Raw genomic sequence first — 26,551 nt, 5'->3', positions numbered from 1 at the left:
TGCGTCTATTTTAGGGTAAGCGCTTGCAGACTTAAAGTCTTGCAAGCTCTTTTTGTAAAAGTCGATACTGGGTAAGTAGTGCTTTTAAACGTTGTTGCTTTACAAGTTCAGTTGGCTCTACGAAGTTAAGTGCTTTTTGTACTTCGTCTGCGGCTTTTAAATAAGCACCGTATTGAGCCAATACATCGGCGTTCGCTTCGTGATATGAGGCTAATTTATCTTGTTTTTTATACGCATCAGCAAGAAGTTGCTTGCCTAGGTTATGAGCTGGCTTTTCGAGTAAAAAACTCTTCAAAATATTTTCGGCTAGTTCATATTGCTCAGCTTCAAGTGCTGCGTTGGCATAGTTAAGCGTAATCACCTGATTATTAGGGCGATACTGATTTAAATCAGCTAAAAATTTTACGGCTTCATCTGCCTTTTTTTGCGCGATGAGTAAATCGGTATGGGTATCTATATAAAATAGGTTTTTAGGATCGTTTTTTAAAAGCTCATCTAGTATTGGGGCTGCTTCATCAAGCTTTTTTTGATCAAGTAAGCTAATAGCTAAACCGTACTTTAAAGCGGTGTTATCGTAGCTATTTTCGCGAAGTCGTTTTCTAAATAGGTCTTCGGCGTTTTCTGGTTTGTTGTCGTAGCGCGCAAGCACGCGGCTTTTAGCTAAATTAAACTCAAGACTGGCATTCATATGACGCACAGGAAATTGCTCTGCACGCAAACGTACATCAGATACTCGGCTCTCTGGTAATGGGTGAGTAAGTAAAAACGCAGGTGGTTTATATTTATAACGAATTTGCGCGGCAAGTTTAGTTAAAAATTCGCTCGATGCACGTGCATCAAAGCCTGCATTGTTAAGCGTTTGCATGCCTATGCGGTCAGCTTCTTGCTCGGCTGAGCGACTATGCGTTAACTGACTAAAAGCAGATTGTGTTTGGCTGGCAGATATAATCGCAATACCCGCATCTGGTGCAACAACGGTTGCTAATATTCCAGCTATCATACCGGCAATAGTCAGCGCGCTGTTATCTTGCTGTTGTTGTATTCTTCGTGCTAAGTGGCGCTGTGTCACGTGAGCAATTTCGTGACCAAGCACTGAGGCAAACTGACTCTCGTTATCGGCTTGAGCTATTAACCCTGTATGTACGCCTACATGGCCGCCATAAAAGGCGAAGGCATTTATTTCTGAGTTGTTTATCCAAAAAAACGAAAACGGAAAGCGCACGTCATTAGCATTAGCAACGAGTTTACGGCCAATAGTTGTGAGGTACTCATCAAGCACTGGGTCATTTATTACTGGTGATGAGCCTCGTATTTGCATCATCATTACTTCGCCAATGGCTTGTTCTTTTTCGAGTGGCAGTGCTTGTAATGCAGATGTTCCTAAATCAGGAAGCGTAAAGTTGGTTTGCGCTTTTAAAGGTTCGCTTATTAATAAGCTAAACGTAAGCGCAGCACTGCATAAAGTGATAAATGCTGATTTTAGCTGCATTTTATTCCTTGTTAATTTGTTCGCCAATTGCAATTTTGGCTATGTCTATTTCGTCACTGCTTGCACGGCTGTCTTTTTCGCACAATTGGTACAGTTCTTTTATTGTGACTCCATCAAGCTTTACAACGTTCAATTCTCGCTGCAAAAAAGTAATAATTTTATGTACTACTTTGTGTGCATGTAAAATAATGGCTTTATCTGCTTTGTCGCCTCGTTCAAAATAAAAGCCAATAAACTTATGTAACTGACTTATTCTGATCAAGTTTTTCATTGAATGTGGGTCCCACACTCTAAACTCCATAAAGCGATTATTTTTTATGTATTGATCAACAATAACATCTTTAGCATAAGGCTGTGCCCATAGCTCAAAGCCTCTGTCGGTAAATACTTGGTGCAGCGCAATACGTGGCTTATGTTTGGTATGTATTTCACCAAAGTTATCTTCATAGCCTTCTAGTAAATCTAAGTTCCAATTGCGTTTATCTAAAAGTTGTTTAACTGCATTGTCGAACCCATGATCTAAAATTCCTTCTGATTCGCTTATTGATGAGGCAACAAGGTGATAAAAAGGAGGTAGTTCGCCCCAATTAATCTGCTTTTTAAACCAATTAATCTCTTTGAGTGTTGGATTACTTGGTAGTTGCGCTTTATTATGCGTGCCAGGCATTAACTTATCCTTACTGCTAGTTATGTTATAAGGATAAACTATTGCAGGAATTGTTTTAACAAAAAGTTACAACGGTTTGAGTATATAAATACGTAGACTGTAAATATGCGACTTATTATTCATTTACTATACGGATAAAGTAGTTATGGTAGAGCGCGATTTAAAAGAGTTTAAGTGTCCTCAGCAATTTGTGCAGTTCAAGCTTGCGCTTCGAAGTGCACAGTCATCAAAACAATGCATCACTTTTAGTCTTAATAAAGGTGAAAGTGCGAACGACATTGAACGTTTTTTGCAAAAAAATGCTTATAGTTACAATTTTGATAAACAACGTGGGTTGTTATTAGTGGAGCCATTACATGTTTGAATACGTAAAAACATGGTACGAAAGGAAGTTCTCGGATCCTCATTCGTCTACTTTATTATTTTTATTATTGGTATCAGTTGCCTTACTTTACTTTTTTGGCGCGTTAATTGTTCCTGTGCTTGTTGCACTGGTTATCGCTTATTTACTAGATTGGCCGGTTGTTCATTTAGAGCGTGTTGGCTTAAAACGTTTTACTGCAACAATTATTGTAATGTTGATATTTATTAGCATTATGCTCACTCTTATTTTAGTTATTGGCCCAGTGCTTTGGAAGCAAACCAGTAACTTAGTGCAAGAAACACCGCATATGCTAGAGCAGGGGAAGTCTTATTTAATGGCTTTACCTGAACAATACCCAAGTTTAATTAATATAGAACAAGTACAAGCTATTGTTGCAACCGTAGAAGCTAAAATTATTGAGTTTGGTCAAGCGGTGTTATCGTTTTCACTTACGTCTTTAAAAGATGTTGTTGCTTGGCTTATATATTTGGTACTTGTGCCGTTACTGGTGTTTTTTATGCTTAAAGATAAGCTGGAGCTGACAGGGAGTATAGCTAAACTGATCCCGCAGCAACGACGCTTGATTTTACAAGTGTGGAACGAAATGAACCAACAAATTATGAATTACATTCGCGGTAAAGTATTCGAAATTTTAATTGTTGGTGGTGTGTCTTTCATTGCATTTACTGTTTTAGATTTGCGCTATGCAGCTTTACTTGGTGTGCTTGTTGGCTTTTCGGTATTAATTCCATTTATTGGCGCGGCACTCGTCACTATTCCGGTAGCGGCAGTTGCACTGTTTCAGTTTGGATTAGAAACGCAGTTTTGGACCATTTTAATTATTTATGGAATTATTCAGGCGCTTGATGGCAATGTACTTGTACCGCTGTTGTTTTCTGAGGCAGTTGATTTAAATCCGGTATTTATAATTGTCGCGGTATTATTTTTTGGTGGTTTATGGGGGTTTTGGGGCGTATTTTTTGCCATCCCACTGGCCTCATTAGTAAAAGCGCTAATAACAGCTTGGTCGTCAACGCACGAAGAGATCAGCAAAGAGCTCAGTGAATAGTTAAGCAAACAGACTTTTAGTTTAAAAAAGCATAGTAAACGCACCTCTAGTGCTAATTGATTATTACTCATTACCTGTAAATTTATGTACTATTGGTAATAAGATATATTTTTTAGTAATAAGGTGCGTTTTTTAATGTCTGAGTTTTTATTGCACGATGAGCCAGTAAAACAAGTTTACCTTGATGCAAATGCAACGACCCCTGTGTTGCCTTGTATTGCTGATGTTGTTTCTCATACCATGCAAATATGTTTTGGTAATCCTTCAAGCCCGCACATCACAGGTATTCAAGCCAAGCATTTATTAGAACAAACACGTCAAAAGGCACGCACGGTTATTGGCGCAACTAATGGCGATATCCTATTTACCTCTGGTGCAACGGAGGGTATTCAAACTGCGGTGGTTTCTACATTAATTAATGCTAAAAAGCAGTCTATTAAAAACCCTGTATTATTATATGGCGCTACTGAGCATAAAGCGGTGCCAAATACACTCAAGCACTGGAATAGCGTACTTGACGTTAATGCTGAGGTGCTTGCTATTCCGGTTGATAGTAACGGTATTTTAGATTTAGATTTTATCGCAGAGCATATTAATAACGCTTTGATGATTTGCACCATGGCCGTTAATAACGAAACCGGTGTATATCAAGATTTACCCGCTATAGAGCAGGTAATTCGTAGCCGTAACAAAAATGTATCGTGGATGGTGGATTGCGTGCAGGCACTCGGTAAACAAGCGCTCGCACTGAGTAATACAACTATTGATTACGCTCCTTTTTCGGGGCATAAGCTTTACGCACCTAAAGGTATTGGCTTTTTATATATTCGTAGTGGCAGTGCGTACACACCTTTTATAGCGGGTGGCGGTCAAGAAAGTGGAATGCGCTCAGGCACCGAAAATCTACCCGGTATTGCAGGGTTAAATAAACTATTTAGTATGTTGCTTGATAAATCAGACGATACATTTAAACCAATTAGCATACTTAACTCTTATCGAAGCCAGTTACAAAGCGCGATAAAAGACACCTTTGGCGATATTACATTCAATCATGATTTTGCTTATAGCGTGCCTACCACACTTAACTTTGCGGTAAACGATTTAACGAGCAAAGAAGTGATTGATTTATTTGATGCTGCGGGCATTCGCGTAAGTGGTGGCTCGGCTTGTAGTACGGGCGCATCAACAAGTTTTGTTTTAGATGCAATGGGTGCAAGTAAGTGGCAAAGCGAAAACGCGATTAGGCTATCGTTTGGACCTGCGGCAACACAACACGATATTGATGATGCTTGTGTGCGTATTCGCGCTCTTAAAGCAATACTTCAGGCTAACTGTTTAATTGTATCTGATAGCACTACACCACAACAAGAAGTGTGCGCACTTGGCCTTACTCAGTTTAGGCACCAAGGAGCATGTAGTTGGCTTTATGTAAGCGATGATAAGCGCGCAGTTATAATAGACCCGATTGTTGAGCTTATTCCGCGCTTTGAAAAAATAGCCAATACACAAAACTTAACTATATCAGCGGTGCTTAATACTCATCTGCATCAAGAGCGAGAGTCAGCGACTAATTTATTAACCAGCGTTCTTGCATCAAGAGTTGTAAAAGGTGAGGTTGATGCTTTAGGTTGGCCACTAAATGCAGAAAGTATTAGCTTAGCAAATGACGTACTTGAAAAAGTAGCGACACCTGGGCACAGCAAAGATAGCGTAAGTTATTTATTAAAAAATAGTAATGGCGAAACGCGTTATTGTTTTTGTGGTGATTTAATTTTGCCTGCAGGGCTTGGCAATACATCGCTTATAGGTGGGGATGCAAAAGCAATGGCACGCTCTATTTTAGCAATAAGCGAGCAACTTAATGGCACCAGCATTATTTGCTCAGGGCACGACTACCAACAATGTTTTGCCATGAACTGGGCTGTACAACAAAACCAAACGCCATTACTCAATGCGTTAGTAAGCGGCAGTATTTCAGTTGATGAATTTACTATACAAAAGCAGCAGCACGACGCTTCAAAGCAAGTAAATAACACGCAATTGTGTGGTTATGTAAATGCATTGCCTGAGATTGATACACAGCAATTAAATTTTGATGACGCTAAAGCAATGTTAAACACCAGCGATGCATATTTAATAGATACTCGGGAGCCGTATGAACATGGAGCAAATCATGTTGCTCAGTTATTTAATACGCTAGATGAAAAAACATTAAATATACCGCTTAGCAGAATGGCAAATGCGGTATTTGAAGGGCAGTTAAGTAAAAATAACAAATATATTTTATTATGCCGCAGTGGTAACCGCTCAAAGATTGCTGCGAGCAATTTAATGCAGCTAGGATACAAAACGGTTTATAACCTAAGTGGTGGGCTAGCGCTTAGTAATTAAGCAAAGATTTTAATTTATACAAAATCGGCTTTAGAGCCGATTTTTTGTTTTTAAGGTTTAATTGTTTGCAAGGCAAACAATTACAGTAATTAGTGAATAACTATGAAAAGTAATTAGCAGCGCTTATAAAAATTCATTAATATTTCATTTTGATTGATTAAGCTATGCCGTTGCCTTTAAAATTACAGGTAAATTAATTTATAAAATTTTTATGATACCGGTGTCAAAAGCTAAAAATTGCGTTATCATCTGCACATAAAATTATAAAAACAGCACTTTTTTTGCATTTTTAGTTATACTATTTGCGCTTTAATTTAGTGTGAATAAGTAGTAATAAGAGTTTTTCTTTTATAAAAAACATTTTTAAATCAATTGATTGAAAAAAATAGAGGATATTTCCATGTCTAACCGAACGCAACTAGCAAGTTGGCAAGCACTAGAACAAAGTGCAGCTAAGATGAAACAAACACATCTAAAAACGTTATTTGCACAAGATGACACGCGCTTTTCTCAGTTTTCTACTCAAGTACCAGGCGTATTATTCGACTATTCTAAGCAACTTATTGATAATGATGTTTTTGCTAACTTAATGTCGCTTGCTAAAGAATGCGATATTGCATCGTGGCGCGATAAAATGTTTAGCGGTGAAAAAATAAATATCACTGAGGATCGCTCAGTTTTGCATACGGCACTTCGTAATCGTGCTCACACTCCATTAATTGTTGATGGCGAAAACGTGACACAAGCCGTAGACAACGAGTTAGCTAAAATTAAAGTGTTTGTAGAAAAAGTTCGTAGCGGTAAATGGTTAGGCTATACCGGCAAAGCGGTAAAAGATGTTGTAAGTATTGGTGTTGGTGGTTCTAACCTTGGTCCACAAATGGCAACTGAGGCATTAAAAGCACTTGCTGATGATACGTTAAATGTTCACTACGTATCTAATGCTGACGGTGTACAGATTTCGTCTATATTAAAAGCCATTGACCCTGAAAAAACATTATTTGTTATTTCGTCAAAAACATTTACGACGTCAGAAACCATGACAAACGCAAAAACGGCGGTTGACTGGTTTTTACAAACAACAAAAGATGAAAGTACAATTGCGAAGCATTTTGTTGCAGTAAGTACAAATTTAGAAAAAACGGCAGCCTTTGGTATTAGCGACGAAAACGTATTCACTATGTGGGATTGGGTTGGCGGTCGCTTTTCACTTTGGAGTGCGATAGGCTTACCAATTGCTTTATATTTAGGCTACGACGCCTTTGAAGCAATTTTAGAAGGTGCGTTTGAAATAGACGAGCACTTTAAATCTGCGCCGTTTGAGCAAAATATACCATTAATTATGGCATTGCTTAGTGTATGGAACACGAGCTTTTTAGGTTATACAGCGCAAGCTATATTACCGTACGATCAAGCACTGCATATGTTGCCTGCGTATTTACAGCAAGGCGAAATGGAAAGTAACGGTAAACACGTTAACTTTGCAGGCGAAACGGTACCTTATACTACGGTTCCAATTATTTGGGGCATGACGGGTATTAATGGTCAGCATGCCTTTTATCAGTGTTTACACCAAGGTAATGTAATTGTACCTGCAGATTTTATTGCATCAGTTAAGCCACAAGTGAATGTTGATAAGCATCACGATATTTTATTATCGAACTTCTTTGCACAAACAGAAGCGATGATGAGTGGTGTAGATGCAGCGCAAGTTACAGCTGATTTAACCGCTAAGGGTAAATCGCAAGCAGAGATTGATGAGTTATTAAATCATAAAATTCATCAAGGCAATCGTCCTACAACGTCTATGCTATTAGATACAGTAGATGCTAAAACAGTGGGCCGTTTAATTGCACTGTATGAGCATAAGATATTTTGCCAAGGCATTATTTTAGAAATATGCTCGTTTGACCAATGGGGTGTAGAGCTGGGTAAAGGTTTAGCATCTAAAATTGAGAGTGAACTCACTGATGATAGCGTGAAACACGCTCATGATAGTTCTACAAACGGCTTAATGGCGTACTATAAACAAAACCGTACGCAGTAAAAAATTCGCTTACGCAAGTAAGTAAACCGAGTACCTTTGAACGGGTAGCGCTGGAGTGCTTAGGGTCTGTATTTTTGTGAGAGGAGATACAGGGCCCCTAAGGCTCATTTAATAAGCGCAATGATAAACAATAATAAATCATCGATACAGAACAATTCAGCAGGCTTTTATTTAAATACAGCTATAAAAGCCATCTAATCTAGCAATAAATAGGCATACCCGCGCATTTACAAAATGTACTGGGTATCACAACGTAGAGAGTAACTATGCTTAATCCTTTTGATATTATAATTTTTGGGGGTGGTGGTGATCTTGCGTTACGCAAATTGCTACCTGCAATGTACAGAGCATATCAAGAAGGTAACTTACCTGAAGGCTCACGTATCCTACCAACAGTGCGCGAAGAATCGAAACGTGCTGAATACATAGAAACAGTGCATAAAGCATTACAAGAATTTTTAAGCAAAGGTGAGTTTAACGCTAAAGATTGGAAAGCGTTTTCTACTTTTTTAGTGCCAGTGGTAAGTAATGTTACAGAAGCAGACGACAACTGGGATGTGCTAAAAGGCATTTTAGATGAGCACGAAAGCACTAAGTCTCGCGTGTTTTACTTATCGCTTCCGCCTGCTGTTTACGGCACATGTTGTGAAATATTATCGACTAAAGGTTTAATTACACCTACATCACGCGTTGTTGTTGAAAAGCCAATTGGTTATTGCGGTGATTCTGCTGAAGCAATTAATGGAAAAATTGCAGAGTTTTTTAATGAAGAACAAATTTTCCGTATTGACCATTACTTAGGTAAAGAAACAGTACAAAACTTAATGGCGCTGCGTTTTTCAAACTCATTGTTTGAAAATATGTGGGATGCTAAATCTATTGATAATATTCAAATTAGCTTGTCAGAAACGGTTGGTCTTGAAAGCCGCGCTGGTTTTTATGATAAAGCCGGTGCACTTCGTGACATGGTTCAAAACCACTTATTACAACTACTTTGCTTAGTTGCAATGGAGTCGCCTAATAAGCTTAACGCTAACAGCATTCGTAACGAAAAACTAAAAGTATTAGAAGCACTCCGCCCGCTTGTAGATGGTGATGTTGATGAAAATATTGTTCGTGGTCAATACGTACCAGGTGACTTAAACGGTAAAATTGTACCGGGTTACTTAGAAGAGCTAAATGAAGGTTCTAGTAAAACAGAAACGTTTGTAGCTATTCGCGCGCATATCGATAACTGGCGCTGGGCAGGTGTTCCATTTTACCTTCGTACGGGTAAACGTATGGCTAAGCGCTGTGCAGAAATTGTGGTTGAATACAAAAAAGTATCTCACAATATCTACGAAGATAACGTGGGTAATATCGAGCCAAATCGTCTTGTTATTCGTTTGCAGCCAGAGGAAACAATTCAACTAACGCTTATGTCTAAGCGCCTTGATAATCTTCAAATGCAACTTGAGCCAGTAACAATGAATATTGAGCTTTCACAAGCTTACAGCAATGGTTTCCACTCAGATGCGTACAAACGTTTAATGCTTGATGCCGCTGCTGATAACCCGTCGTTATTTATTCACCGTGATGAAGTTCGTCAAGCGTGGAAGTGGATTGATCCAATCATCGACCGTTGGCAAGACAAAGGTAAGCCTGCGCTTTACCGTGCTGGTAGCTGGGGACCTGATGATGCTGATGAATTATTGGCAGAAAACAATCATGTATGGTTTAACACAGGCGATAAGGTATAAGCATGGCAACACTAGTTGAAAAGTTTTTTGATGATAAAGACGCGTTAACAGCTGAGCTTTCTGCAACGCTTGAGCAATCATTACGTGATGGCATTAAAAACGATGGCCGTGCTGTATTAATGGTGTCGGGTGGCTCGTCTCCTGCGCCCGCTTATAAGCATTTGTCAACACTTGATTTAGATTGGCAACATGTTGATGTTGCTATGGTTGATGAGCGTTGGGTAGACCCAAGCCATGAAAAAAGTAATGAAGCATTTATTAAAAGTACTTTATTACAAAATCATGGTAGTGCTGCAAACTTTATTACTATGAAGAACGCTGCAGCAACGGCTCAACAGGGCGCACAAGAGTGTGAAGCGGCTTATAGCGAGTTAAAAAGCCCATATGATGTAACTATTTTAGGTATGGGCCCAGATGGCCATACAGCGTCGTTATTCCCAAATGCAGACGGTTTAGAGCATGGTTTAACAACTGAGCAAACAGTATGTGCAATTAATGCGATACAAAGTGATGTGACGGGTAGTATTACTGAGCGAATGACGCTTACGTTAAATGCCATTGCGCAATCTAAAGTGGTTAAGCTTTTAATTAGCGGTGAAGAAAAACTCGCTGTTTATAAGCAAGCAAAAGCGGGCGGCGATGTTAATGACATGCCACTTCGCGCTGTGCTTAATCACCCAAGTATAAATATTGAAGTATATTGGGCGCCTTAATTTAGATGCCAATTTAACTTTTAAAGGCCGCTTATATAAGCGGCCTTTTTTATTTGATTAAATTTAAGCCCAAACACTGCAAAAAATAGCTTTGAACTGTTAACCAATGTTAATGAATAACTTTGATTTGTATTAAAATCAACCACGAAGTGTGTTGTTTTTGAACAAAATTTATGAGTTTGAGCTGTATGTTTTTTAGCAACGTTCAGATTTAGTTAAATTTTATTTTTTCATGGTTGTTGTCATAAAAGTTTCCCTTCCTTTTTTAGCTCAAAAGCATTAGCCTAAAGGCATTAACAATGAAACATATAAATTAAAATAAACGGAGCAGTAACATGGCGGAGCAACAAGTACAGCCTTTACACAACGAAAAACATGCCAACACTAAAATTCAAAACGGCATCAATGTAGAATTCATGAAAACTCAACACTTAGTGCCAGTAGTTGCACATGAGTTTGCACGTGTAGCAAACGAGTTTCCAATGTCATTCGTTAAAAATAACGAAACAGGCACTTTTCAAGCAGTTGCTATGTTTGGCTTAGAGCCAGGCGAAAACCTTTTTGTAGAAGATGGTAAATGGACTGCAGCATTTGCACCTATGGCATCTACTCGTTACCCACTGGGTTTAGTTAAACACCCAGATCAAGATCAATACGGTATCGTAATTGACGAAGCAAGTACGCTTGTTGGTGAAGACGAAGGTAATGCATTATTTGAAAACGGCGAAGAAACAGATTACCTAAAACGTCGTAAAGAAGCGCTAGTATCATTTATTGAGTTTTCTCAAGTAACTGAAGCGTTCACTAAATTCCTTGCTGATAAAGAGCTACTAATTGCGCAAACGCTAACAGTAGACATTAAAGGCGAGAAAAAAGACATCAACGGTATTTACCTTATCGATGAGAAAAAACTAAATGAGTTAAGCGATGCTGATTTCTTAGAGCTTCGTAAACGTGGTTACTTAGCACCAATTTACTCGTTCTTAACGTCTACTCACCAAGTAGCACGTTTAGCGCGTTTAAAAGCTAAACAAGCTTAATTACAAACACGTAAAATTTTAAAAAGCGCCTTAAGGCGCTTTTTTTATGCCATTAAACTCACTTTAGTTGAAATTAAGTCCGTAACCATTCACATTAGTTTATAACTTCCCCATAAAAGAACTCATTATGAAAACACCATTATTAGCGATTTTTGCGAGCAGCTTTGTTGCTTTAAGTAATAGCGCAGTAGCTGCAGAGACTCCTTTTGCCATTGCGATTCATGGTGGGGCAGGGACAATTGAAAAAGCACGATTTACACCCGCTCAAGAAAAAGAGTATCGTGCAAAATTAACGCAAGCAGTAGAGACAGGTTATAAAGTATTACACCAAGGCGGCGAAAGCTTAGATGCGGTAATTGCAGCAATTGCAGTATTAGAGCAATCCCCTTATTTTAATGCAGGGCGTGGAGCGGTATACACCTACGATGGCGGGCATGAGCTTGATGCATCCATAATGGATGGTCGAAACCGTGAAGCAGGCGCAGTTGCGGGTGTAAAGCATATTGAGAGCCCAATTAACTTAGCACGTTTGGTAATGGATAACTCTGTACATGTAATGCTTAGTGGGCAAGGCGCTGAAGAGTTTGCTAAAGAGCAAGGTGTTGAGCTTGTCGAAAATAACTTATTTGATACCGAGCCTCGTTACAAAGCGCTTTTAAAAGCAAAACAAAAATTAGATAAAGCCAAAGCAACCAGTAAAGAGTACCAAGCCGCGCACAAAGCATTACCTAACTCTTACAAAATGGGCACGGTTGGCGCAGTGGCGCTTGATAAAAATGGTAATTTAGCGGCAGGTACATCAACAGGTGGTATGACCGCAAAACGTTATGGTCGTGTGGGGGATGCACCGGTAATTGGGGCCGGAACATTTGCTGAAAATGAATCGTGCGCGGTATCGGCAACAGGGCATGGTGAATACTTTATTCGCTATAACGTAGCAAGCGATATATGTGCGCGAGTTAAGTACCAAGGTAAAACCATTGCTGAGGCAGGGGATGAAGTTATAAACGGTGTGCTTAAGCCTATTGGTGGCACAGGCGGCGTAATTATTATTGATACAAAAGGTAATATTAGCTTACCGTTTAATACCTCTGGCATGTATCGGGCAAGTAAATCGAATACTCAAGCGACCTACGTAGGCATTTTTAGTGACGAATAAGCCAACGTCATTTAATTTATTCAATGTAGTTAGCCCTGAAAATAATTGTTTAAAATAAATTTATTATTTACAGTTTAGTTCAATAGCAGCGTTTATATAACAAACAACCCCGCGTTATGCATTTTGTAGGATTAACCCCAGCCGTTTAATTTGATACAATTACGGCTCTTTAACTAATTTTATAAGGTATGCGGGTGGTAAACCTAGGTCAGTTGTTTGGCGAGCTAAAAACGTGCTTAAAAAAAGATCAATTCATTTTCAAGAAACGCTTACATGGCGTAAAAAAAATAACGGATGAAAACAAGCATGCCAACGCGCTTGAAAAAATAGCGGCTGATATAACCCGTAGCCAAGAATTACGCGATAAACGCTTAGCTGGCCTCCCTAAAGTGACTTACCCTGAGCAATTGCCGGTAAGTCAAAAAAAGGAATTAATTAAAGACGCCATTGCAAATAACCAAGTGGTTATTATTGCCGGTGAGACGGGCTCAGGTAAAACAACGCAAATACCTAAAATGTGTTTAGAGCTTGGTCGCGGTGTTGATGGTTTAATTGGTCATACGCAACCACGTCGATTAGCAGCGCGTACTGTGGCTAATCGTATTGCTGAAGAAATGAAGTGTGAACTTGGTCAGCAAGTTGGCTTTAAAATTCGTTTTAGCGATCAGGTATCTAATAATACGTATATTAAATTAATGACCGACGGTATTTTGCTGGCTGAAATTCAGCAAGACCGTTTTTTAAATCAATACGACACGATTATTATTGATGAAGCGCATGAGCGTAGTTTAAATATTGATTTTATTTTAGGTTACTTAAAAAACCTGCTTCCAAAACGCCCTGATTTAAAAATAATAATTACCTCAGCGACTATCGATCCTGAGCGTTTTTCAAAGCACTTTGATGATGCGCCCATTATAGAAGTATCGGGTCGTACTTTCCCTGTTGATGTGCGCTACAACCCTATTACTGATATTAATAAAGATGATATGGAAGCGGAGGGCGATCAGCTACAAGGTATTTTTGATGCCGTTGATGAGCTGTGCGCTGAAGGCCCTGGCGATATTCTCATATTTTTAAATGGTGAGCGTGAAATACGCGATACCGCAGATGCACTTAGCAAGCGTAATTTAAAACACACCGATGTATTGCCACTTTACTCGCGTTTATCTAACGCAGAGCAAAACCGTATATTTGCGCCGCATTCTCGTCGTCATATTATTTTATCGACTAACGTAGCCGAAACGTCACTCACCGTGCCAGGTATTCGTTATGTAATAGACCCAGGTACTGCGCGTATAAGTCGTTACAGCTATCGTACAAAAGTACAGCGCTTACCAATAGAGCCAATATCGCAAGCAAGCGCTAATCAGCGTATGGGTCGTTGTGGACGTGTTGAAGCGGGTATTTGTATTAGGTTGTACTCTGAAGATGATTTTTTATCGCGCCCAGAGTTTACCGACCCTGAAATACTGCGTACTAACCTTGCGTCTGTTATTTTACAAATGTTGGCGCTAGGGCTTGGTGATATGGCGCAATTTCCGTTTGTACAAGCACCAGATAGCCGCAATATTAATGATGGCCTAACATTGCTTGAAGAGCTACAAGCGGTCAAACCAGCTAAACGCGATAGTAAAACCAGCCTAACGCAATCGGGCAGAGAGCTTAGTCGATTACCCGTTGATCCACGTTTAGCAAAAATGGTGCTAACAGCCCATAAACTTGGCGCATTGCGTGAAGTGATTATTATTGTGGCGGCGTTGTCTATTCAAGACCCACGTGAACGCCCACAGGAAAAACGTGCTGCTGCCAATGAAAAACACGGTCGTTTTGATGATCCAGATTCTGATTTTATCGCTTTTTTAAACTTATGGAATTACCTAGAAGAGCAGCAAAGCGAGCTGACTAATAGCCAATTTAGAAAGTTGTGTCAAAAAGACTTCTTAGCCTATATGCGCCTGCGTGAATGGCAAGATATTGTTTATCAAATAAGTACTGTGTGTAACGAAATGGGCATGAAAGCAACCAGCCAAGCGGCTGATGGCGAACTTGTTCACAAAGCGTTGTTAAGCGGGATGCTAAGCCATATTGGCTTTAAAGATGAAAAACAAATATACAAAGGCGCACGTAATAGTCAGTTTCATATTTTTCCGGGTTCAGGTTTATTTAAAAAGAGCCCTAAATGGATCATGTCAGCGGAGCTGGTAGAGACAAGTAAGTTATATGCCCGCACAAATGCAAAAATAGACATTAACTGGGTAGAACCATTAGCACAGCACTTAGTTAAACGTAGTTACACAGAACCTCATTGGGAGAAAAAGCCAGGTGCGGTAATCGCGTTTGAACAGCAAACTTTATACGGCTTACTTGTTGTAAATAAACGCCGCTGTGTTTATAGCAACATAGACCCTAAAGTGAGTCGAGAGCTTTTTGTGCGCACTGCATTAGTGGAGCAAGAACTGGGCTTAAACGAGGGCTTTTTAGCGTTTAACCGTGAGCTAATAGAAGATATTCAAGTTCTGGAAAATAAGTCACGTCGTCGTGATATTTTAGTTGATGAGCAAACGTTATTTGAGTTTTACGATAAAAAAATACCCAAAGAAATTAACAACCGCGCTGCATTTTTAAAATGGTATAAAACACAAAAACAACAAAATAAGCATTACCTACACATGACTCGTGAAGAGCTAATGCAGCATGGTGCAAGTAATATCACTGAGTTTGACTACCCTGACACATGGCAGCAAGACAATATTATATTGCCGCTTGCTTATCATTTCGATCCAGGCCAAGCAGTTGATGGCGTTGCGGTACAAATACCAGTAGCGCTTTTAAATCAAGTACAAGAAAGTGGTTTTGACTGGCACATACCTGCATTTAGGCATGAGCTAATAAGTGGGCTTATAAAGTCATTGCCTAAATCGCTTCGTCGTAATTTTGTGCCAGCACCAAATTATGCTGATGCAGTGCTGGCAGCTATTGAGCCAATGCAAGGTAGCTTAATTGATGCTTTAGCCACGCGTTTATTAAGAATGACAGGTGTGAGAGTTGATCCAGAGGCATGGGATTTAACCGCGCTTGCACCGCATTTACGATTACAGTTTGAAGTACGTGATGAGAGCGATAAGTTACTTGCACGAGGACTTGATTTAGCCAAGCTCAAAGCAGAGCTGCAAGGTGAAGTAACCGAAACACTGTCTAAAGTAGCCGATAAAGGCATTGAAAAATCAGACCTAACACAATGGGATTTTGGTGAGCTACCCGCTTCATACGTTAAAAAGCAAGGTCAATATGAGATAAAAGCATACCCTGCGCTGGTGGATAAAAAATCAGCCGCTGCAGTGGAGCTTTTTGATAGCGAAGCAAAAGCGCAGCAAGCACATCAACAAGGTTTGCGCCGTTTAGTACTATTAAATGTGCCATCGCCAATTAAGTACTTACAACAAAACTTACCGAATAAGGCAAAGCTAGGTTTGTACTTTAACCCATTTGGTAAAATAGCTGATTTAATTGATGACTGTATTGCCGCAGGTGTTGATAGCTTATTAGTAAAACACGGTGATATACGCGACGAAAAAGCATTTGAAACAGTAAAAGAGCAAATACGTGGTGAGCTGGGCGATGCCGTTGTATCGATTGCAACGCAAGTTGAGCAAGTATTAAGTATTGCTCATGCCCTGCATAAAAAAATGAAAGGGCGCGTTGATTTAACCATGATAACCGCGCACGGCGATATTAAGTCACAGCTTGAGTCACTTATATTTAAAGGTTTTGTGAGCGCGCATGGCGCAGATAAAATAGCGGATTTAATTCGTTATTTAAAAGCGATTCAAAAACGTTTAGAAAAGCTGCCTGTGGATCCAAATCGTGATAGGTTATGCGTACTAGAGCTAGATAAAGTTGCGCAAGAGTATAAAAAAGTAGTTAATAAAACGCCTAAAGGGTTGCCTATACCACAAGAGGTAACCGCTATTTTTTGGATGCAACAGGAGCTTAGGGTGTCGCTATTTGCTCAAACACTAGGAACGCCTTACCCAATTTCAGCCAAGCGGGTACTTAATGCGACAAAAGAGATAGAATAAAACTTGCATTTTCTATTAAGCTTAGTACCTTAATAGAAGGATTTATTTTTGTTTTGAAAAGGAAGCGACATAGTTATGTCCTCATCGATTGAACATAAAACAAAGCGACTTTTAGTGGTAGATGACGAGTATTTTAATTTTGAAATGCTCAAAGCCGCACTAGCGTCGAAATTTGATGTTAGTTACGCAGATTCAGGGCAAAGCTGCCTTGCGTCAGCAATTGCGAGTCCGCCAGATATAATTTTGCTTGATGTTTGTATGCCTGGTCTTGATGGTTATGATACATGCCGAATGCTAAAGCACACACCTGAAACAAAAAATATTCCTGTTGTTATGGTATCGGGCCTAGAGTCCCCATCTGAAAAACAAGCAGGGTTTGATGCTGGTTGTAACGCGTATGTTGTAAAGCCATTTTCAGTGGGTGTTTTGTTGGAAGAAATTAACACGGTTGTTTAGAGGTAACATATGTTTACTGATGATAAGCGAAATTTTAGACGCATGCAGATTAACACTCCTGCAAATTTAACAACGATAGAACCAATAGCGGGTTTAAGTTTTGCCGCAGAGTGCGTGGATTTAAGTGCAACAGGTTTATCAATTCATTTAGATGAATTGCTTGAACCTAATACCTTACTGACGGTGAACATTGATTCGACTCATCCAAGTATTGCGCCTTTAAATGCAACAGCAAAAGTAATACGTGCCAGCAAAGAAGATGATGGCACGGTAACAGCAGGTCTTGAAATCATTCAGTTTAACTAAATCGAATTCAGTTAAACTCAATAGTAGATATTAAAAAACCTTACAGATTAAGCCTTTTAAGTAAAAGCCTTCAGGGTAGCTGCCAGCAATTGGGTGATCGGCTGCCTGGTTTAATCGCTCCATTATCAGTAGGTCTTTACCTGCATCAAGTGCTGCATCGGCTACTACTTTTTGAAACAGGTTTTGTTCCATTAAACCAGAGCATGAGAATGTTAATAGTGTTCCGCCTGGTTTTAGTATTTGCATGGCAATCATGTTGATATCTTTATAGCCACGACACGCGCCCGTTAGCTGCGCTTTATTATCAGCAAATTTTGGTGGGTCCATTACGATGGTATCAAACTGTCTACCTTCGTCGCGGTATTGGCGTAATAATTTAAATACATCCTGCTTAACAAAGCTCACTTTGTTTAAATCTAAGTTATTATGCTCAACATTACGTTTTGCTGTATCTAAAGCGGGTTGCGATACATCTACGTTAGTTACATGCTCACATCCACCACGCAGGGCATACAACGAGAATGTACCTGTGTAACTAAAGCAGTTAAGGACCGTTTTACCTTTTGAGAAGCGCTCAAGTGCAGCACGGCTGTCACGCTGATCTAAGTAAAATCCTGTTTTGTGACCTTCAATTATATCAACTTCGATTTTTAAGCCGTTTTCTTCAATAAGCACAGGCTCTTTTGGTTCATTCCCCCAAAGTGCGCCTTTAATTGGTTCTAAGCCTTCTTTAGTACGTACATCTACGTCAGAACGCTCATATATGCTAGAGCCGGGGAAAATAGACATCAATGCGCCTACAATCTCGCCTTTATGGCGCTCGGCACCGGCGCTTAATAGCTGGCACACTAATACGTTGTCAAATTTATCTATTGTAACGCCTGGTAAGTAATCAGACTCAGCAGCACATAAGCGGAACCCTGTTAATCCGCCTTCTTCAATAACTTGACTACGGGCTTCTAATGAGCGACGTAAACGGCGTTCAAAAAAGTGTTGATCGATGACTTCTTTTTCGTCAAAGCTCCAAACACGTGCACGAATTTGTGAGTGAGGGCTATACGCAGCAGTTGCTAAAAACTTACCTTCGCTGTCGTGAATCGTTACTGTGTCGCCTAATCCAGGTTTACCTTTAATTTTTTTGATGGCTTTTGAAAATAACCAAGGGTGTTTTCTTTTTAATGATTTATCGCGACCAGCTTGTAGGTAAACGGCAGATGACATAAGGCTTCTCAGTAGTAATAAATAAGCGCTGTATTTTAGTCAAGCAAGGAGCAACATACAATGAATGTTTTGCAAGGGGGGCATAAAGCACGGTAAAGTACGGATAATTCATTGATTAATTAGCTTTTTGGAACCTAACTTTGTCTGACGTCGCTTTAAGCCCTGATTTAGAAATACTTAACTCACAATGTAGAGGGTTTATCGCCTCTTTAGTGCATGCCGATGTTGCTCATGACATTACTCATATAGAGCGAGTGGTGCGCGTTGCAATACAGTTATGTAATGCGGAGCAGGCAAACATGTCAGTAGTATTACCTGCAGCGTGGATGCACGACTGTGTGGCGGTGGCTAAAAACCACCCTGATCGTGCAAAAGCCTCTACTATGGCAGCTGATAAGGCATTGGGTTTTTTAAAATCGATTAATTATGACGAGTCACTTTTTGATGAGATTCATCATGCAATTGCAGCACATAGCTTCAGCGCAAATATAAAAATTAAAACAGTTGAAGCGCAAATAGTACAAGATGCCGACAGAATGGATGCATTGGGCGCTATTGGCGTTAGCCGGTGCATGAAGGTTGGTGGCTCAATTTCTCGGTTATTATATAACCCAAATGACCCTTTTTGTGTTGAACGCGTGGCTGATGATAAAACATACACGCTTGATCACTTTTTCATAAAGTTATTACATATTGCCGATAGTATGAATACCCCATCAGCTAAAGCAGAGGCGAATAGACGAACAAGGTATATGCATGAGTTTTTAGAGCAATTAAAGTCAGAAATTGGTGAGTAACGTGAATAATACAAGCATACCGAAATTATCTGGCATTGATCATTGCCATTTAAATGTTGATAACTTAGCTAATGCCGTTAAGTGGTATGAACAGGTTTTAGCGTAGTGCCAGAGCTTACCTTTTGGAATGAGCATGGGCGAGGCCCTTTAACGCTTGAAGATGCTTGTTCAACCACTCGTTTAGCATTGTTTGAAGGAGAGGGGCGCAGTAAAGGGATTGCATTTTTGGCCTCAGGAGATCAATTTATTCAATGGCGTATTCATCTTGAGAGTTTAAATATAAAAGTAGTTTTAGCAGATCATGGTGTAACGTTTTCTATGTACTTTAAAGACGAAAGTGGCAATAGCCATGAAATTACGTCACATGACTATCGTTATATAAAATCTTATTACCCAAATATTGAGCTTGGCTCTCACAGTGCTAAAAAGAATTAGCTTTCTTGATTTGCATTTTTTATAGCAATAATATCGTCTAAGTTTTTTACTAATAGTTCGATTAGAGCGGGATCGAAATGAGTTCCTGCTTGCTCTTGCATATGCAAAACTGTTTTCTCTACGCTCCAAGCCTCTTTGTAAGGGCGTTTTGAGGTAAGTGCATCAAATACGTCAGCTATAGCAACAATTCTACCTTCAACTGATATTTCTTCGCCTTTGATCCCGTTAGGATAGCCTGAGCCATCCCATTTTTCGTGGTGTTCAATTGCAAGCGTATGTGCAAGTTGTAGTAAAGGAGATGATGAGTTTGCTAAAATTTGCGCGCCAATGGTGGCGTGTTCTTTCATATGATCAAACTCTTCAGAGGTTAACTTTCCAGGTTTGAGTAGGATAGCGTCAGGAATACCTATTTTTCCTACATCGTGCATTGGGGCAGCTTGACGTAAAAGTTCTGCTCGTTGCTCATCCATACCGAGTGCTAACGCTAATACTTTACTGTATTGGCTCATGCGCACAATATGTTCACCCGTGTCGGTGTCTTTATATTCCGCTGCACGGCCTAGACGTTCCACTAAATCTACATGAGCTTGCTTTAATTGCTCTGCTTGTACTAGCGACAAGTGAGTATTAACCCTTGCTCTTACAATGGCAGGGCTTATTGGTTTAGTAATATAATCTACTGCACCTAACTCAAAACCTTTGTATTCATCGCTTTCATCGCCAAGCGCAGTTACAAAAATAATTGGGATATGTGATGTTTTAGGATTTCTCTTAACAATTTGGCACACTTCAAAGCCATTCATATCTGGCATCATTATGTCGAGCAAAATTAGCTTTGGTAGTTCTTTTTCAAGTAGTGCTAGCGCGGCATCACCCGATTTAGCAAACGACATACGATATTGATTACCTAACACTTCGCGCATTACTTTTAGATTTGCAGGCTCATCGTCAACAATTAATACCCGTGGCCTATCTGTCGTAAAATCCATTAATTAATACTCATTGTTTGTTAGTTTTTCAAGTAAGGTTTCTAGTATTACGTGTGCTTTATCAAAATCAAATTCATCAAAGGCTTCGGCTATATCATCAACTTCATTTTGAAAGGTAGAAGGTGCGCCGCGTTGCAACTTTGCGAGTAGTTCATCATTTAATTCTGCGTTTTGCGCATCTTGATGAAGTGTTTCACACAATTGCTTAATCTCATCTATTGATAGAGTGTCTGAGCTATTATCTTCAGGCTTGCTATTTGGCTCATCGCAAGTATTTGATGACAGCAGTTGCGTTATAATAAGTAGTTCGTTTTTGATATCGTCTAAAAGACTAATAACTTTAGCATCACTTTGCTTGTGCTCTAAATCGGTTAATAACTTCATTAACGTTGTTAGCCCTAAGTTACCAGCAACACCTTTGAGTGTGTGAATGAGGCTATCGACATCTTTTATGTTTGATAATTTATCATTAAATAATCTCTCAAACCGCTTATCACTATCACTAACAAACTTAGTAATCTCTGTAAGTTGCTTACACTTAGAACCCCAAAGTGCTAATCCTTTTTCAAAATCTATATGCTGCGCTTTAGGATCGCTTTGCGATATAACCATTTCTTTTGCAATACCAAGCCCCAGCACTTGCGCTATTTCTTGGTTAAGCTGATTTATATCGACGGGTTTATTGGCAAAGCCATTCATGCCTGCTTTTTTAGCCGTAAGCTTATCTTGCTGTAATACGCTTGCTGTGAGTGCGATAATTGGCGTGTATTTAAGCTGCCTTTGGTTTTCTATTGCTCTTATTTTTTGTGCTGCTTGTATGCCATCACACAATGGCATATGTATATCCATTAATATGACATCAAAGTCTTGTTCTTCAAATACTTTAATCGCTTCAAGTCCGTTTGACGCTTTGGTAACTGAATGCTGATCGCGTGACAGAAGCAAAGACAGTAGTTCTGTATTTTGCTCTATATCATCAACTACTAGCACTCTAAGTGCAGGCAGTTGGGTGTGTAGACCATCAAAATAATCTATTTTAGATTCGTCACCTAAAGTAAGCGGCAATGAAAAGTAAAAACAGGTGCCTTTACCTAGCTCACTTACTAAGTTTATTGTTCCGCCCATAAGCTCTACAAGTTGTTTACTTATGGTTGTACCAAGGCCTGTACCACCAAAGCGGCGGGTAGTAGTGCCATCGGCTTGTTCAAAAGGTTGAAATACAGCTTGAATACGATCTTTTGCAATACCAATTCCGGTATCTTGCACTTCAAAAAACAGATGCTGATTTTGTGTCATGCCAACGGTGACCGTAACAGAGCCTTCTTCGGTAAACTTAATCGCGTTACCAATTAGATTAGTGAGTACTTGTCTGAGTCGATCTGGGTCGCCGTAGTACGTCGAACTTACTGATTCTTTAATATGGAGTTTAAGTTCTAAATCTTTCTTTTTAGCTTCTAGCCAAAAAGTAGAAATAATACTGTCTATCACTGGTTTTAAGCTAAAGTGGACTGGCTCAATGGTGAGCTTACCGCGTTCTAGTTTTGCAGAGTCAAGAATTTCATTTAACAATCTTAGCAATGAACGCGCTGCATTATTTACGGTAACCAAGTGCTTTTGTTGTTCTTGAGCAAGTGGGGTGTCCATTAATAGATCGCTAAAACCTATTATAGAATTCATTGGGGTGCGTATTTCATGGCTCATATTAGCCATAAAAGATTGCTTTGCATGAGCAGCTTCTTCAGCTTTAAATTTAGCTTGCTCTAGTTTTTCTTCATATTCTTTGCGTTCAGTAATATCGACTAAAACACCATCAATCCACTTTGGGTTGCCTTGAGCATCAAAGTTGATACTCCCTTTATCTAACAACCACAAAATTTTACCATTTCTATGTCTAATTCGGTATTCAATAGAATATTGAGACTTTGCATCAACAGCTTTAGTGACTTCATCAACTATTTGTTTTTGGTCTGATTTCAAGACCAAGTCATTAAACTCGATACAATGCTCTGTAAACTCATTTGGGTTATACCCTGTAAGCTCAATTATATTTGGACTAATAAATAACATAGTCCAGTTGTCATCAAACTTGCATCTAAACGCGACTCCGGGCATGTTATCGATAAGAGAGCGGTATTTTTGTTCTTTCTCTTCTAAACTTTGCTGCAAAGCGCGTTGTTCGGTCAAGTCGGTGATAAAGCCAACATATAAAGGGTTATGGCCCGGCTGATTTACTTCGCCTATACCTAAGCGAATAGGAAAAACATGTCCGTTCATGTGTTTTGCATATACATCACGGTTTATGCCTATTATTTTACCTAGATCAACATTGTGAGCATTTAAGAGGTATTCGTCGTGGTGCTTGGCAATGTTATCGTCCATTAGCATTTTTACGTTTTTGCCTTGAACTTGGTTTTCTTGCCAGCCAAAAATTTTACTTGCGGCTTCATTAAAACTTAAAATAATACCAGCATGGTCAATGGTAACAATGCCATCTATAGCGGTACCTAAAATAGCATTTAGACGGGATTCTTTTGCCGACTTCTCCTCAAGTAGCATGCGATAGCGAACCATACCATTTATTACACCAACCACGCTTGTAATCGCGATAGTTGCTGTGGCGACTGCAATGGCGATAAAAGTTAGTCCTGCGGTTGCGTTAGCATCATCATAGATTAGTGGCGATGTAGCTACAAAACGTGTAGCGGCCATACCCATATAGTGCATACCAGCAACAGCACACCCTAAAATAACAGCGCTAATTGAGTTATTTTGAAGAGGTGATAAAGAGGGTAAAAAACGTTCAAGATTAAAGCGACTGTAAAGGGCTATAAAGGACAGGGCTACAGCAACAATGATTGATAACGCAAATATCAATGGATCATATCTAAGTAAAGGAGCAAGATCCATTGCAGCCATACCGCTATAATGCATAGTGCCAATGCCGGCTCCTAGTAACACGGAGCAAATCGACAATACTTTTAGATTCCCTTTACTATTTACTAGCATTGATACAGCGTACTGACATGCTATAAATGCTGGTATAAAAGAAAGGAGAGTGATTGTTGGATCATAATCAATATTAGTACACAGTGAAAAGGCAAGCATACCAATAAAGTGCATACTCCAAATACCAGCCGAAAAAACAGTGGCAGCGGTCACGTTTGCTAAACGTTGGTAGCTAGGAAATTGAGTTTCTTTTGCGAGATCTATAAGTCGAATGGTGAAAAAGGCTGCAAAAATAGCAATTAGCAATGATATTGAAACTAATAGAGGGTCGTAAACGCCATTAATGATTAAGCTAGGATCTTGGTCTGTGATAAAAAAAGCTGATAACATAATGGCTCAAAATATAATCTTTATTTATTAAGTTTAATCTAATTAATTAATAAATAAACCGTTAATTCAATGAAGTGAATAAAATAACGAATTTATTACTTTTAGTTTTCTTTTATTTATCAGGGATTAGTTTTTTAGTTGGTGTTTTTTATTCTAATGTATTGCCTGTCACAGGACTAAGTTAGATTTATATGGTCATATTTAAGTTTCTATCGAGTAACCTTAAGAAAACTAATGAATTGGCTTAACTAAGCGAAAAGTACACTTTATTTGGTTTTATTAATTGCTGGTGAATTTTCTCGTAGCAATATCATTAATGAGTATGAAAGTGTTTGAATATCAGTTAAAGAAAAGTATAAAACGTAAAACGGTTGCCATTAAAGTACATAACAAGAAGGTGACTGTATATGCCCCTCAGTTTGTTAGTAATAAACACATCCAAGAATGGCTTTTTGATAAGCAGGTGTGGGTAAATGCTCAATTAACTAAACAGCACAATATTGCTGATAGCAGACAGAGCCCGCTCAAAGACAAACAAATTTTAATTTTTGATAGCATTGCAAATATAGAATTTAAGCAAGGTAATAAGTCCGAAGTAATAAGCTGTAAAGACAGCTTGCTTATTACGCACTCTTCGCGCGTTAAAAATACTTCGCAAAAATATCAGCAACTTCTTGAAAAATATTTAAAAGAGCAACTAACTGCATATATAGAAATGCGTTTAGCGTACTTCTGCGCACAAATGGGTGAAGAATTACCTACGAGTCTAAAAATAGCTATTTATAAGCGAAAGTGGGGAAGTTGTAATAGTAAGCGAGAGCTAACATTTAATTTGCATTTAATCGGAGCGCCTTATCATGCTATTGATTATGTGATTGTCCACGAGTTAGCGCATTTACGTCACTTAAACCACAGTAAAGCTTTTTGGCAACACGTTGAGCATTTTTTTCCTAATTATAAAGCATCATCAACATGGCTAAAGAAAAACAGTATGAGTTTACAATGGGTGTTTTGAAGTTAACCTGAATATAGGAATATAGGAATATAGGAANTAAAGAAAAACAGTATGAGTTTACAATGGGTGTTTTGAAGTTAACCTGAATATAGGAATATAGGAATATAGGAATATAGGAATATAGGAATATAGGAATAGTAGAGAAGTGGTGGAGGGAGCTGGATTCGAACCAGCGAAGGCTGAGCCGTCAGATTTACAGTCTGATCCCTTTGGCCGCTCGGGAACCCCTCCACACTAATTTTATTGCATTTGGCCCCACTTAACTTAGCGGTAAGAAAAGTGGTGGAGGGAGCTGGATTCGAACCAGCGAAGGCTGAGCCGTCAGATTTACAGTCTGATCCCTTTGGCNAGAAAAGTGGTGGAGGGAGCTGGATTCGAACCAGCGAAGGCTGAGCCGTCAGATTTACAGTCTGATCCCTTTGGCCGCTCGGGAACCCCTCCAATGCAACGGCGCTGATAATAGCAAATTGCGTATTTAAGTAAAGAAAAAAGCTAAAGAAAATTGAAATAAAGCCGATAAATATCTATCAGTTACCACAATCGACTAAAGACTATGCAAATAGATGACTTGTTAATCACAGAGAGTCAGTTAAACAGTAGGCTCAATAATAGTGTGCATGAAAATCGTCGTGGCGAATTTTCTCTATTATTAGCGATGCTGTCACATGACGCACTCGACTTTAGCCAATTTCATTTACCAAAAACTGAAATAGATAATTTAGTTATAGAAGAAGAGGCATTAAGAAAGCAATTTGGCGCAGGTCCAAAGCAACTTTTAGCCCCTGATGAATACAATATGTTGGTTGGACAGTTTAATGCATCATTAATATCTCAAGAAGGGGAGCGCTGCGGTATGACAAGTATTAAGCTAAGACAGTGCTTAAAGCCTGAACCACTTGCGATTAGAAATGATGATAAGCATATTCCACTTAATATAATAGATAACTGTGAGCTTGCTGTCAGAAGAAGAATTAAAAGCGAACAAACACAACTTGCTAATCCTCCTATAGATGCAGCTGCTTTTTACGACAGCCTTAATAATGATGCAATACATCAACCACTTCAGCTTATTGCGGTGTGATATATGATTGTAATAATCATCAGTTAATATATGCTTTATAACGGGTCTGCTTTATATATTTGCTAATAATTGATTTAATGAAAAAAAAGCATCCAAAAATTAAATGCAATTGCTATAATGGCGTCAAATGGTATGACATGAAATGCCATTATCAT

The 26,551-nt window shown here is 39.1% G+C and carries 19 protein-coding genes, 2 tRNA genes and 1 pseudogene; 15 read left to right on the top strand and 7 right to left on the bottom strand.

The features are described from left to right. Nucleotides 1-31 precede the first annotated feature (31 nt). Nucleotides 32-1,489 carry a M48 family metalloprotease gene (locus tag I6F10_RS04865; RefSeq protein ID WP_182675746.1) on the bottom strand — a complete coding sequence of 486 codons (1,458 nt, stop codon included), beginning with the start codon at nt 1,487-1,489 and terminating at the stop codon, nt 32-34. A 1-nt stretch (nt 1,490) separates the two neighbouring features. Beyond that, nucleotides 1,491-2,156, bottom strand: coding sequence for a hypothetical protein (locus I6F10_RS04860; RefSeq protein ID WP_197098524.1), 666 nt, complete (start codon nt 2,154-2,156; stop codon nt 1,491-1,493). A gap of 145 nt (nt 2,157-2,301) precedes the next feature. Here I6F10_RS04860 and I6F10_RS20135 point away from each other — a divergent pair, with 145 nt between their 5' ends. From I6F10_RS20135 to I6F10_RS04810, 11 genes are all read left to right on the top strand, one after another. Beyond that, nucleotides 2,302-2,520, top strand: coding sequence for a hypothetical protein (locus I6F10_RS20135; protein ID WP_024597627.1), 219 nt, complete (start codon nt 2,302-2,304; stop codon nt 2,518-2,520). Beyond that, nucleotides 2,513-3,589 carry an AI-2E family transporter gene (locus I6F10_RS04855; RefSeq protein ID WP_024606584.1) on the top strand — a complete coding sequence of 359 codons (1,077 nt, stop codon included), beginning with the start codon at nt 2,513-2,515 and terminating at the stop codon, nt 3,587-3,589. Before I6F10_RS20135 ends, I6F10_RS04855 begins: the two co-directional genes overlap by 8 nt. Before the next feature lie 135 nt (nt 3,590-3,724). Beyond that, the gene (locus I6F10_RS04850; protein ID WP_197098523.1) at nt 3,725-5,980 is read left to right on the top strand and encodes an aminotransferase class V-fold PLP-dependent enzyme; all 2,256 of its coding nucleotides are present in this window, start codon (nt 3,725-3,727) and stop codon (nt 5,978-5,980) included. Between the two features lie 400 nt (nt 5,981-6,380). After that, nucleotides 6,381-8,027 carry a glucose-6-phosphate isomerase gene (pgi, locus tag I6F10_RS04845; RefSeq protein ID WP_197098522.1) on the top strand — a complete coding sequence of 549 codons (1,647 nt, stop codon included), beginning with the start codon at nt 6,381-6,383 and terminating at the stop codon, nt 8,025-8,027. A 266-nt stretch (nt 8,028-8,293) separates the two neighbouring features. After that, nucleotides 8,294-9,766, top strand: a complete 1,473-nt coding sequence (zwf, locus tag I6F10_RS04840; protein ID WP_197098521.1) for a glucose-6-phosphate dehydrogenase — start codon at nt 8,294-8,296, stop codon at nt 9,764-9,766. 2 nt (nt 9,767-9,768) lie between these two features. Further along, nucleotides 9,769-10,479, top strand: a complete 711-nt coding sequence (pgl, locus tag I6F10_RS04835; RefSeq protein WP_024606581.1) for a 6-phosphogluconolactonase — start codon at nt 9,769-9,771, stop codon at nt 10,477-10,479. 335 nt (nt 10,480-10,814) lie between these two features. Then, nucleotides 10,815-11,519 (top strand): SapC family protein, encoded by a 705-nt coding sequence (locus tag I6F10_RS04830; RefSeq protein ID WP_197098520.1) that lies wholly within the window; start codon nt 10,815-10,817, stop codon nt 11,517-11,519. Between the two features lie 127 nt (nt 11,520-11,646). Next, on the top strand, nt 11,647-12,678 hold the full coding sequence (locus I6F10_RS04825) for an isoaspartyl peptidase/L-asparaginase family protein (RefSeq protein WP_029752414.1): 1,032 nt from the start codon (nt 11,647-11,649) through the stop codon (nt 12,676-12,678). Nucleotides 12,679-12,872: 194 nt separating this feature from the next. Further along, on the top strand, nt 12,873-16,760 hold the full coding sequence (gene hrpA / locus I6F10_RS04820) for an ATP-dependent RNA helicase HrpA (RefSeq protein WP_197098519.1): 3,888 nt from the start codon (nt 12,873-12,875) through the stop codon (nt 16,758-16,760). A gap of 75 nt (nt 16,761-16,835) precedes the next feature. Next, nucleotides 16,836-17,216: a response regulator gene (locus I6F10_RS04815; RefSeq protein ID WP_197098518.1), complete on the top strand. Its 381-nt coding sequence runs from the start codon at nt 16,836-16,838 to the stop codon at nt 17,214-17,216. A gap of 9 nt (nt 17,217-17,225) precedes the next feature. Next, nucleotides 17,226-17,522: a PilZ domain-containing protein gene (locus I6F10_RS04810; protein ID WP_007581065.1), complete on the top strand. Its 297-nt coding sequence runs from the start codon at nt 17,226-17,228 to the stop codon at nt 17,520-17,522. A 30-nt stretch (nt 17,523-17,552) separates the two neighbouring features. Here the strand turns inward: I6F10_RS04810 and I6F10_RS04805 are convergent, their stop codons facing one another. Next, nucleotides 17,553-18,743, bottom strand: coding sequence for a class I SAM-dependent methyltransferase (locus I6F10_RS04805; protein WP_002961441.1), 1,191 nt, complete (start codon nt 18,741-18,743; stop codon nt 17,553-17,555). 140 nt (nt 18,744-18,883) lie between these two features. On the opposite strand from I6F10_RS04805, the gene I6F10_RS04800 reads away from it, so the two are divergent. Both I6F10_RS04800 and I6F10_RS04795 read left to right on the top strand, forming a co-directional pair. Further along, a complete protein-coding gene (locus I6F10_RS04800) occupies nt 18,884-19,540 on the top strand; it encodes an HD domain-containing protein (protein ID WP_024606578.1) in 657 nt (218 codons plus the stop codon). A 1-nt stretch (nt 19,541) separates the two neighbouring features. After that, a pseudogene (locus I6F10_RS04795) lies at nt 19,542-19,975 on the top strand (VOC family protein). Here I6F10_RS04795 and I6F10_RS04790 read toward each other — a convergent pair. Next, on the bottom strand, nt 19,972-20,964 hold the full coding sequence (locus I6F10_RS04790) for a response regulator (RefSeq protein ID WP_002961438.1): 993 nt from the start codon (nt 20,962-20,964) through the stop codon (nt 19,972-19,974). The pseudogene I6F10_RS04795 and the gene I6F10_RS04790 sit on opposite strands and share 4 nt — an antisense overlap. A gap of 3 nt (nt 20,965-20,967) precedes the next feature. Further along, nucleotides 20,968-24,300 (bottom strand): MHYT domain-containing protein, encoded by a 3,333-nt coding sequence (locus I6F10_RS04785; protein ID WP_197098517.1) that lies wholly within the window; start codon nt 24,298-24,300, stop codon nt 20,968-20,970. Nucleotides 24,301-24,616: 316 nt separating this feature from the next. Here I6F10_RS04785 and I6F10_RS04780 point away from each other — a divergent pair, with 316 nt between their 5' ends. Further along, nucleotides 24,617-25,315: a M48 family metallopeptidase gene (locus I6F10_RS04780; RefSeq protein WP_197098516.1), complete on the top strand. Its 699-nt coding sequence runs from the start codon at nt 24,617-24,619 to the stop codon at nt 25,313-25,315. 146 nt (nt 25,316-25,461) lie between these two features. On the opposite strand, the gene I6F10_RS04775 is transcribed toward I6F10_RS04780, so the two are convergent. Together I6F10_RS04775 and I6F10_RS04770 are read right to left on the bottom strand one after the other, a co-directional pair. Next, nucleotides 25,462-25,546, bottom strand: a tRNA-Tyr gene (locus I6F10_RS04775). 125 nt (nt 25,547-25,671) lie between these two features. Next, nucleotides 25,672-25,756, bottom strand: a tRNA-Tyr gene (locus tag I6F10_RS04770). A 112-nt stretch (nt 25,757-25,868) separates the two neighbouring features. Between I6F10_RS04770 and I6F10_RS04765 the strand changes: the two genes are divergently transcribed. Continuing rightward, the gene (locus I6F10_RS04765; protein ID WP_165742754.1) at nt 25,869-26,396 is read left to right on the top strand and encodes a VC2046/SO_2500 family protein; all 528 of its coding nucleotides are present in this window, start codon (nt 25,869-25,871) and stop codon (nt 26,394-26,396) included. Nucleotides 26,397-26,551: the final 155 nt, after the last annotated feature.

This window comes from Pseudoalteromonas sp. SWYJZ98 (assembly GCF_015864495.1).
In the GTDB taxonomy this organism is placed as follows: domain Bacteria; phylum Pseudomonadota; class Gammaproteobacteria; order Enterobacterales; family Alteromonadaceae; genus Pseudoalteromonas; species Pseudoalteromonas distincta.
This window is presented reverse-complemented; position numbering and strand designations above follow the sequence as displayed.

What these genes read in the sequence shown, in the direction of transcription:
- I6F10_RS04865 (WP_182675746.1), bottom strand. Translation starts at nt 1,489, where the DNA reads ATGCAGCTAAAATCAGCATTTATCACTTTATGCAGTGCTGCGCTTACG.
- I6F10_RS04860 (WP_197098524.1), bottom strand. Translation starts at nt 2,156, where the DNA reads ATGCCTGGCACGCATAATAAAGCGCAACTACCAAGTAATCCAACACTC.
- I6F10_RS20135 (WP_024597627.1), top strand. Translation starts at nt 2,302, where the DNA reads ATGGTAGAGCGCGATTTAAAAGAGTTTAAGTGTCCTCAGCAATTTGTG.
- I6F10_RS04855 (WP_024606584.1), top strand. Translation starts at nt 2,513, where the DNA reads ATGTTTGAATACGTAAAAACATGGTACGAAAGGAAGTTCTCGGATCCT.
- I6F10_RS04850 (WP_197098523.1), top strand. Translation starts at nt 3,725, where the DNA reads ATGTCTGAGTTTTTATTGCACGATGAGCCAGTAAAACAAGTTTACCTT.
- pgi (WP_197098522.1), top strand. Translation starts at nt 6,381, where the DNA reads ATGTCTAACCGAACGCAACTAGCAAGTTGGCAAGCACTAGAACAAAGT.
- zwf (WP_197098521.1), top strand. Translation starts at nt 8,294, where the DNA reads ATGCTTAATCCTTTTGATATTATAATTTTTGGGGGTGGTGGTGATCTT.
- pgl (WP_024606581.1), top strand. Translation starts at nt 9,769, where the DNA reads ATGGCAACACTAGTTGAAAAGTTTTTTGATGATAAAGACGCGTTAACA.
- I6F10_RS04830 (WP_197098520.1), top strand. Translation starts at nt 10,815, where the DNA reads ATGGCGGAGCAACAAGTACAGCCTTTACACAACGAAAAACATGCCAAC.
- I6F10_RS04825 (WP_029752414.1), top strand. Translation starts at nt 11,647, where the DNA reads ATGAAAACACCATTATTAGCGATTTTTGCGAGCAGCTTTGTTGCTTTA.
- I6F10_RS04815 (WP_197098518.1), top strand. Translation starts at nt 16,836, where the DNA reads ATGTCCTCATCGATTGAACATAAAACAAAGCGACTTTTAGTGGTAGAT.
- I6F10_RS04810 (WP_007581065.1), top strand. Translation starts at nt 17,226, where the DNA reads ATGTTTACTGATGATAAGCGAAATTTTAGACGCATGCAGATTAACACT.
- I6F10_RS04805 (WP_002961441.1), bottom strand. Translation starts at nt 18,743, where the DNA reads ATGTCATCTGCCGTTTACCTACAAGCTGGTCGCGATAAATCATTAAAA.
- I6F10_RS04790 (WP_002961438.1), bottom strand. Translation starts at nt 20,964, where the DNA reads ATGGATTTTACGACAGATAGGCCACGGGTATTAATTGTTGACGATGAG.
- I6F10_RS04785 (WP_197098517.1), bottom strand. Translation starts at nt 24,300, where the DNA reads ATGTTATCAGCTTTTTTTATCACAGACCAAGATCCTAGCTTAATCATT.
- I6F10_RS04780 (WP_197098516.1), top strand. Translation starts at nt 24,617, where the DNA reads ATGAGTATGAAAGTGTTTGAATATCAGTTAAAGAAAAGTATAAAACGT.
- I6F10_RS04765 (WP_165742754.1), top strand. Translation starts at nt 25,869, where the DNA reads ATGCAAATAGATGACTTGTTAATCACAGAGAGTCAGTTAAACAGTAGG.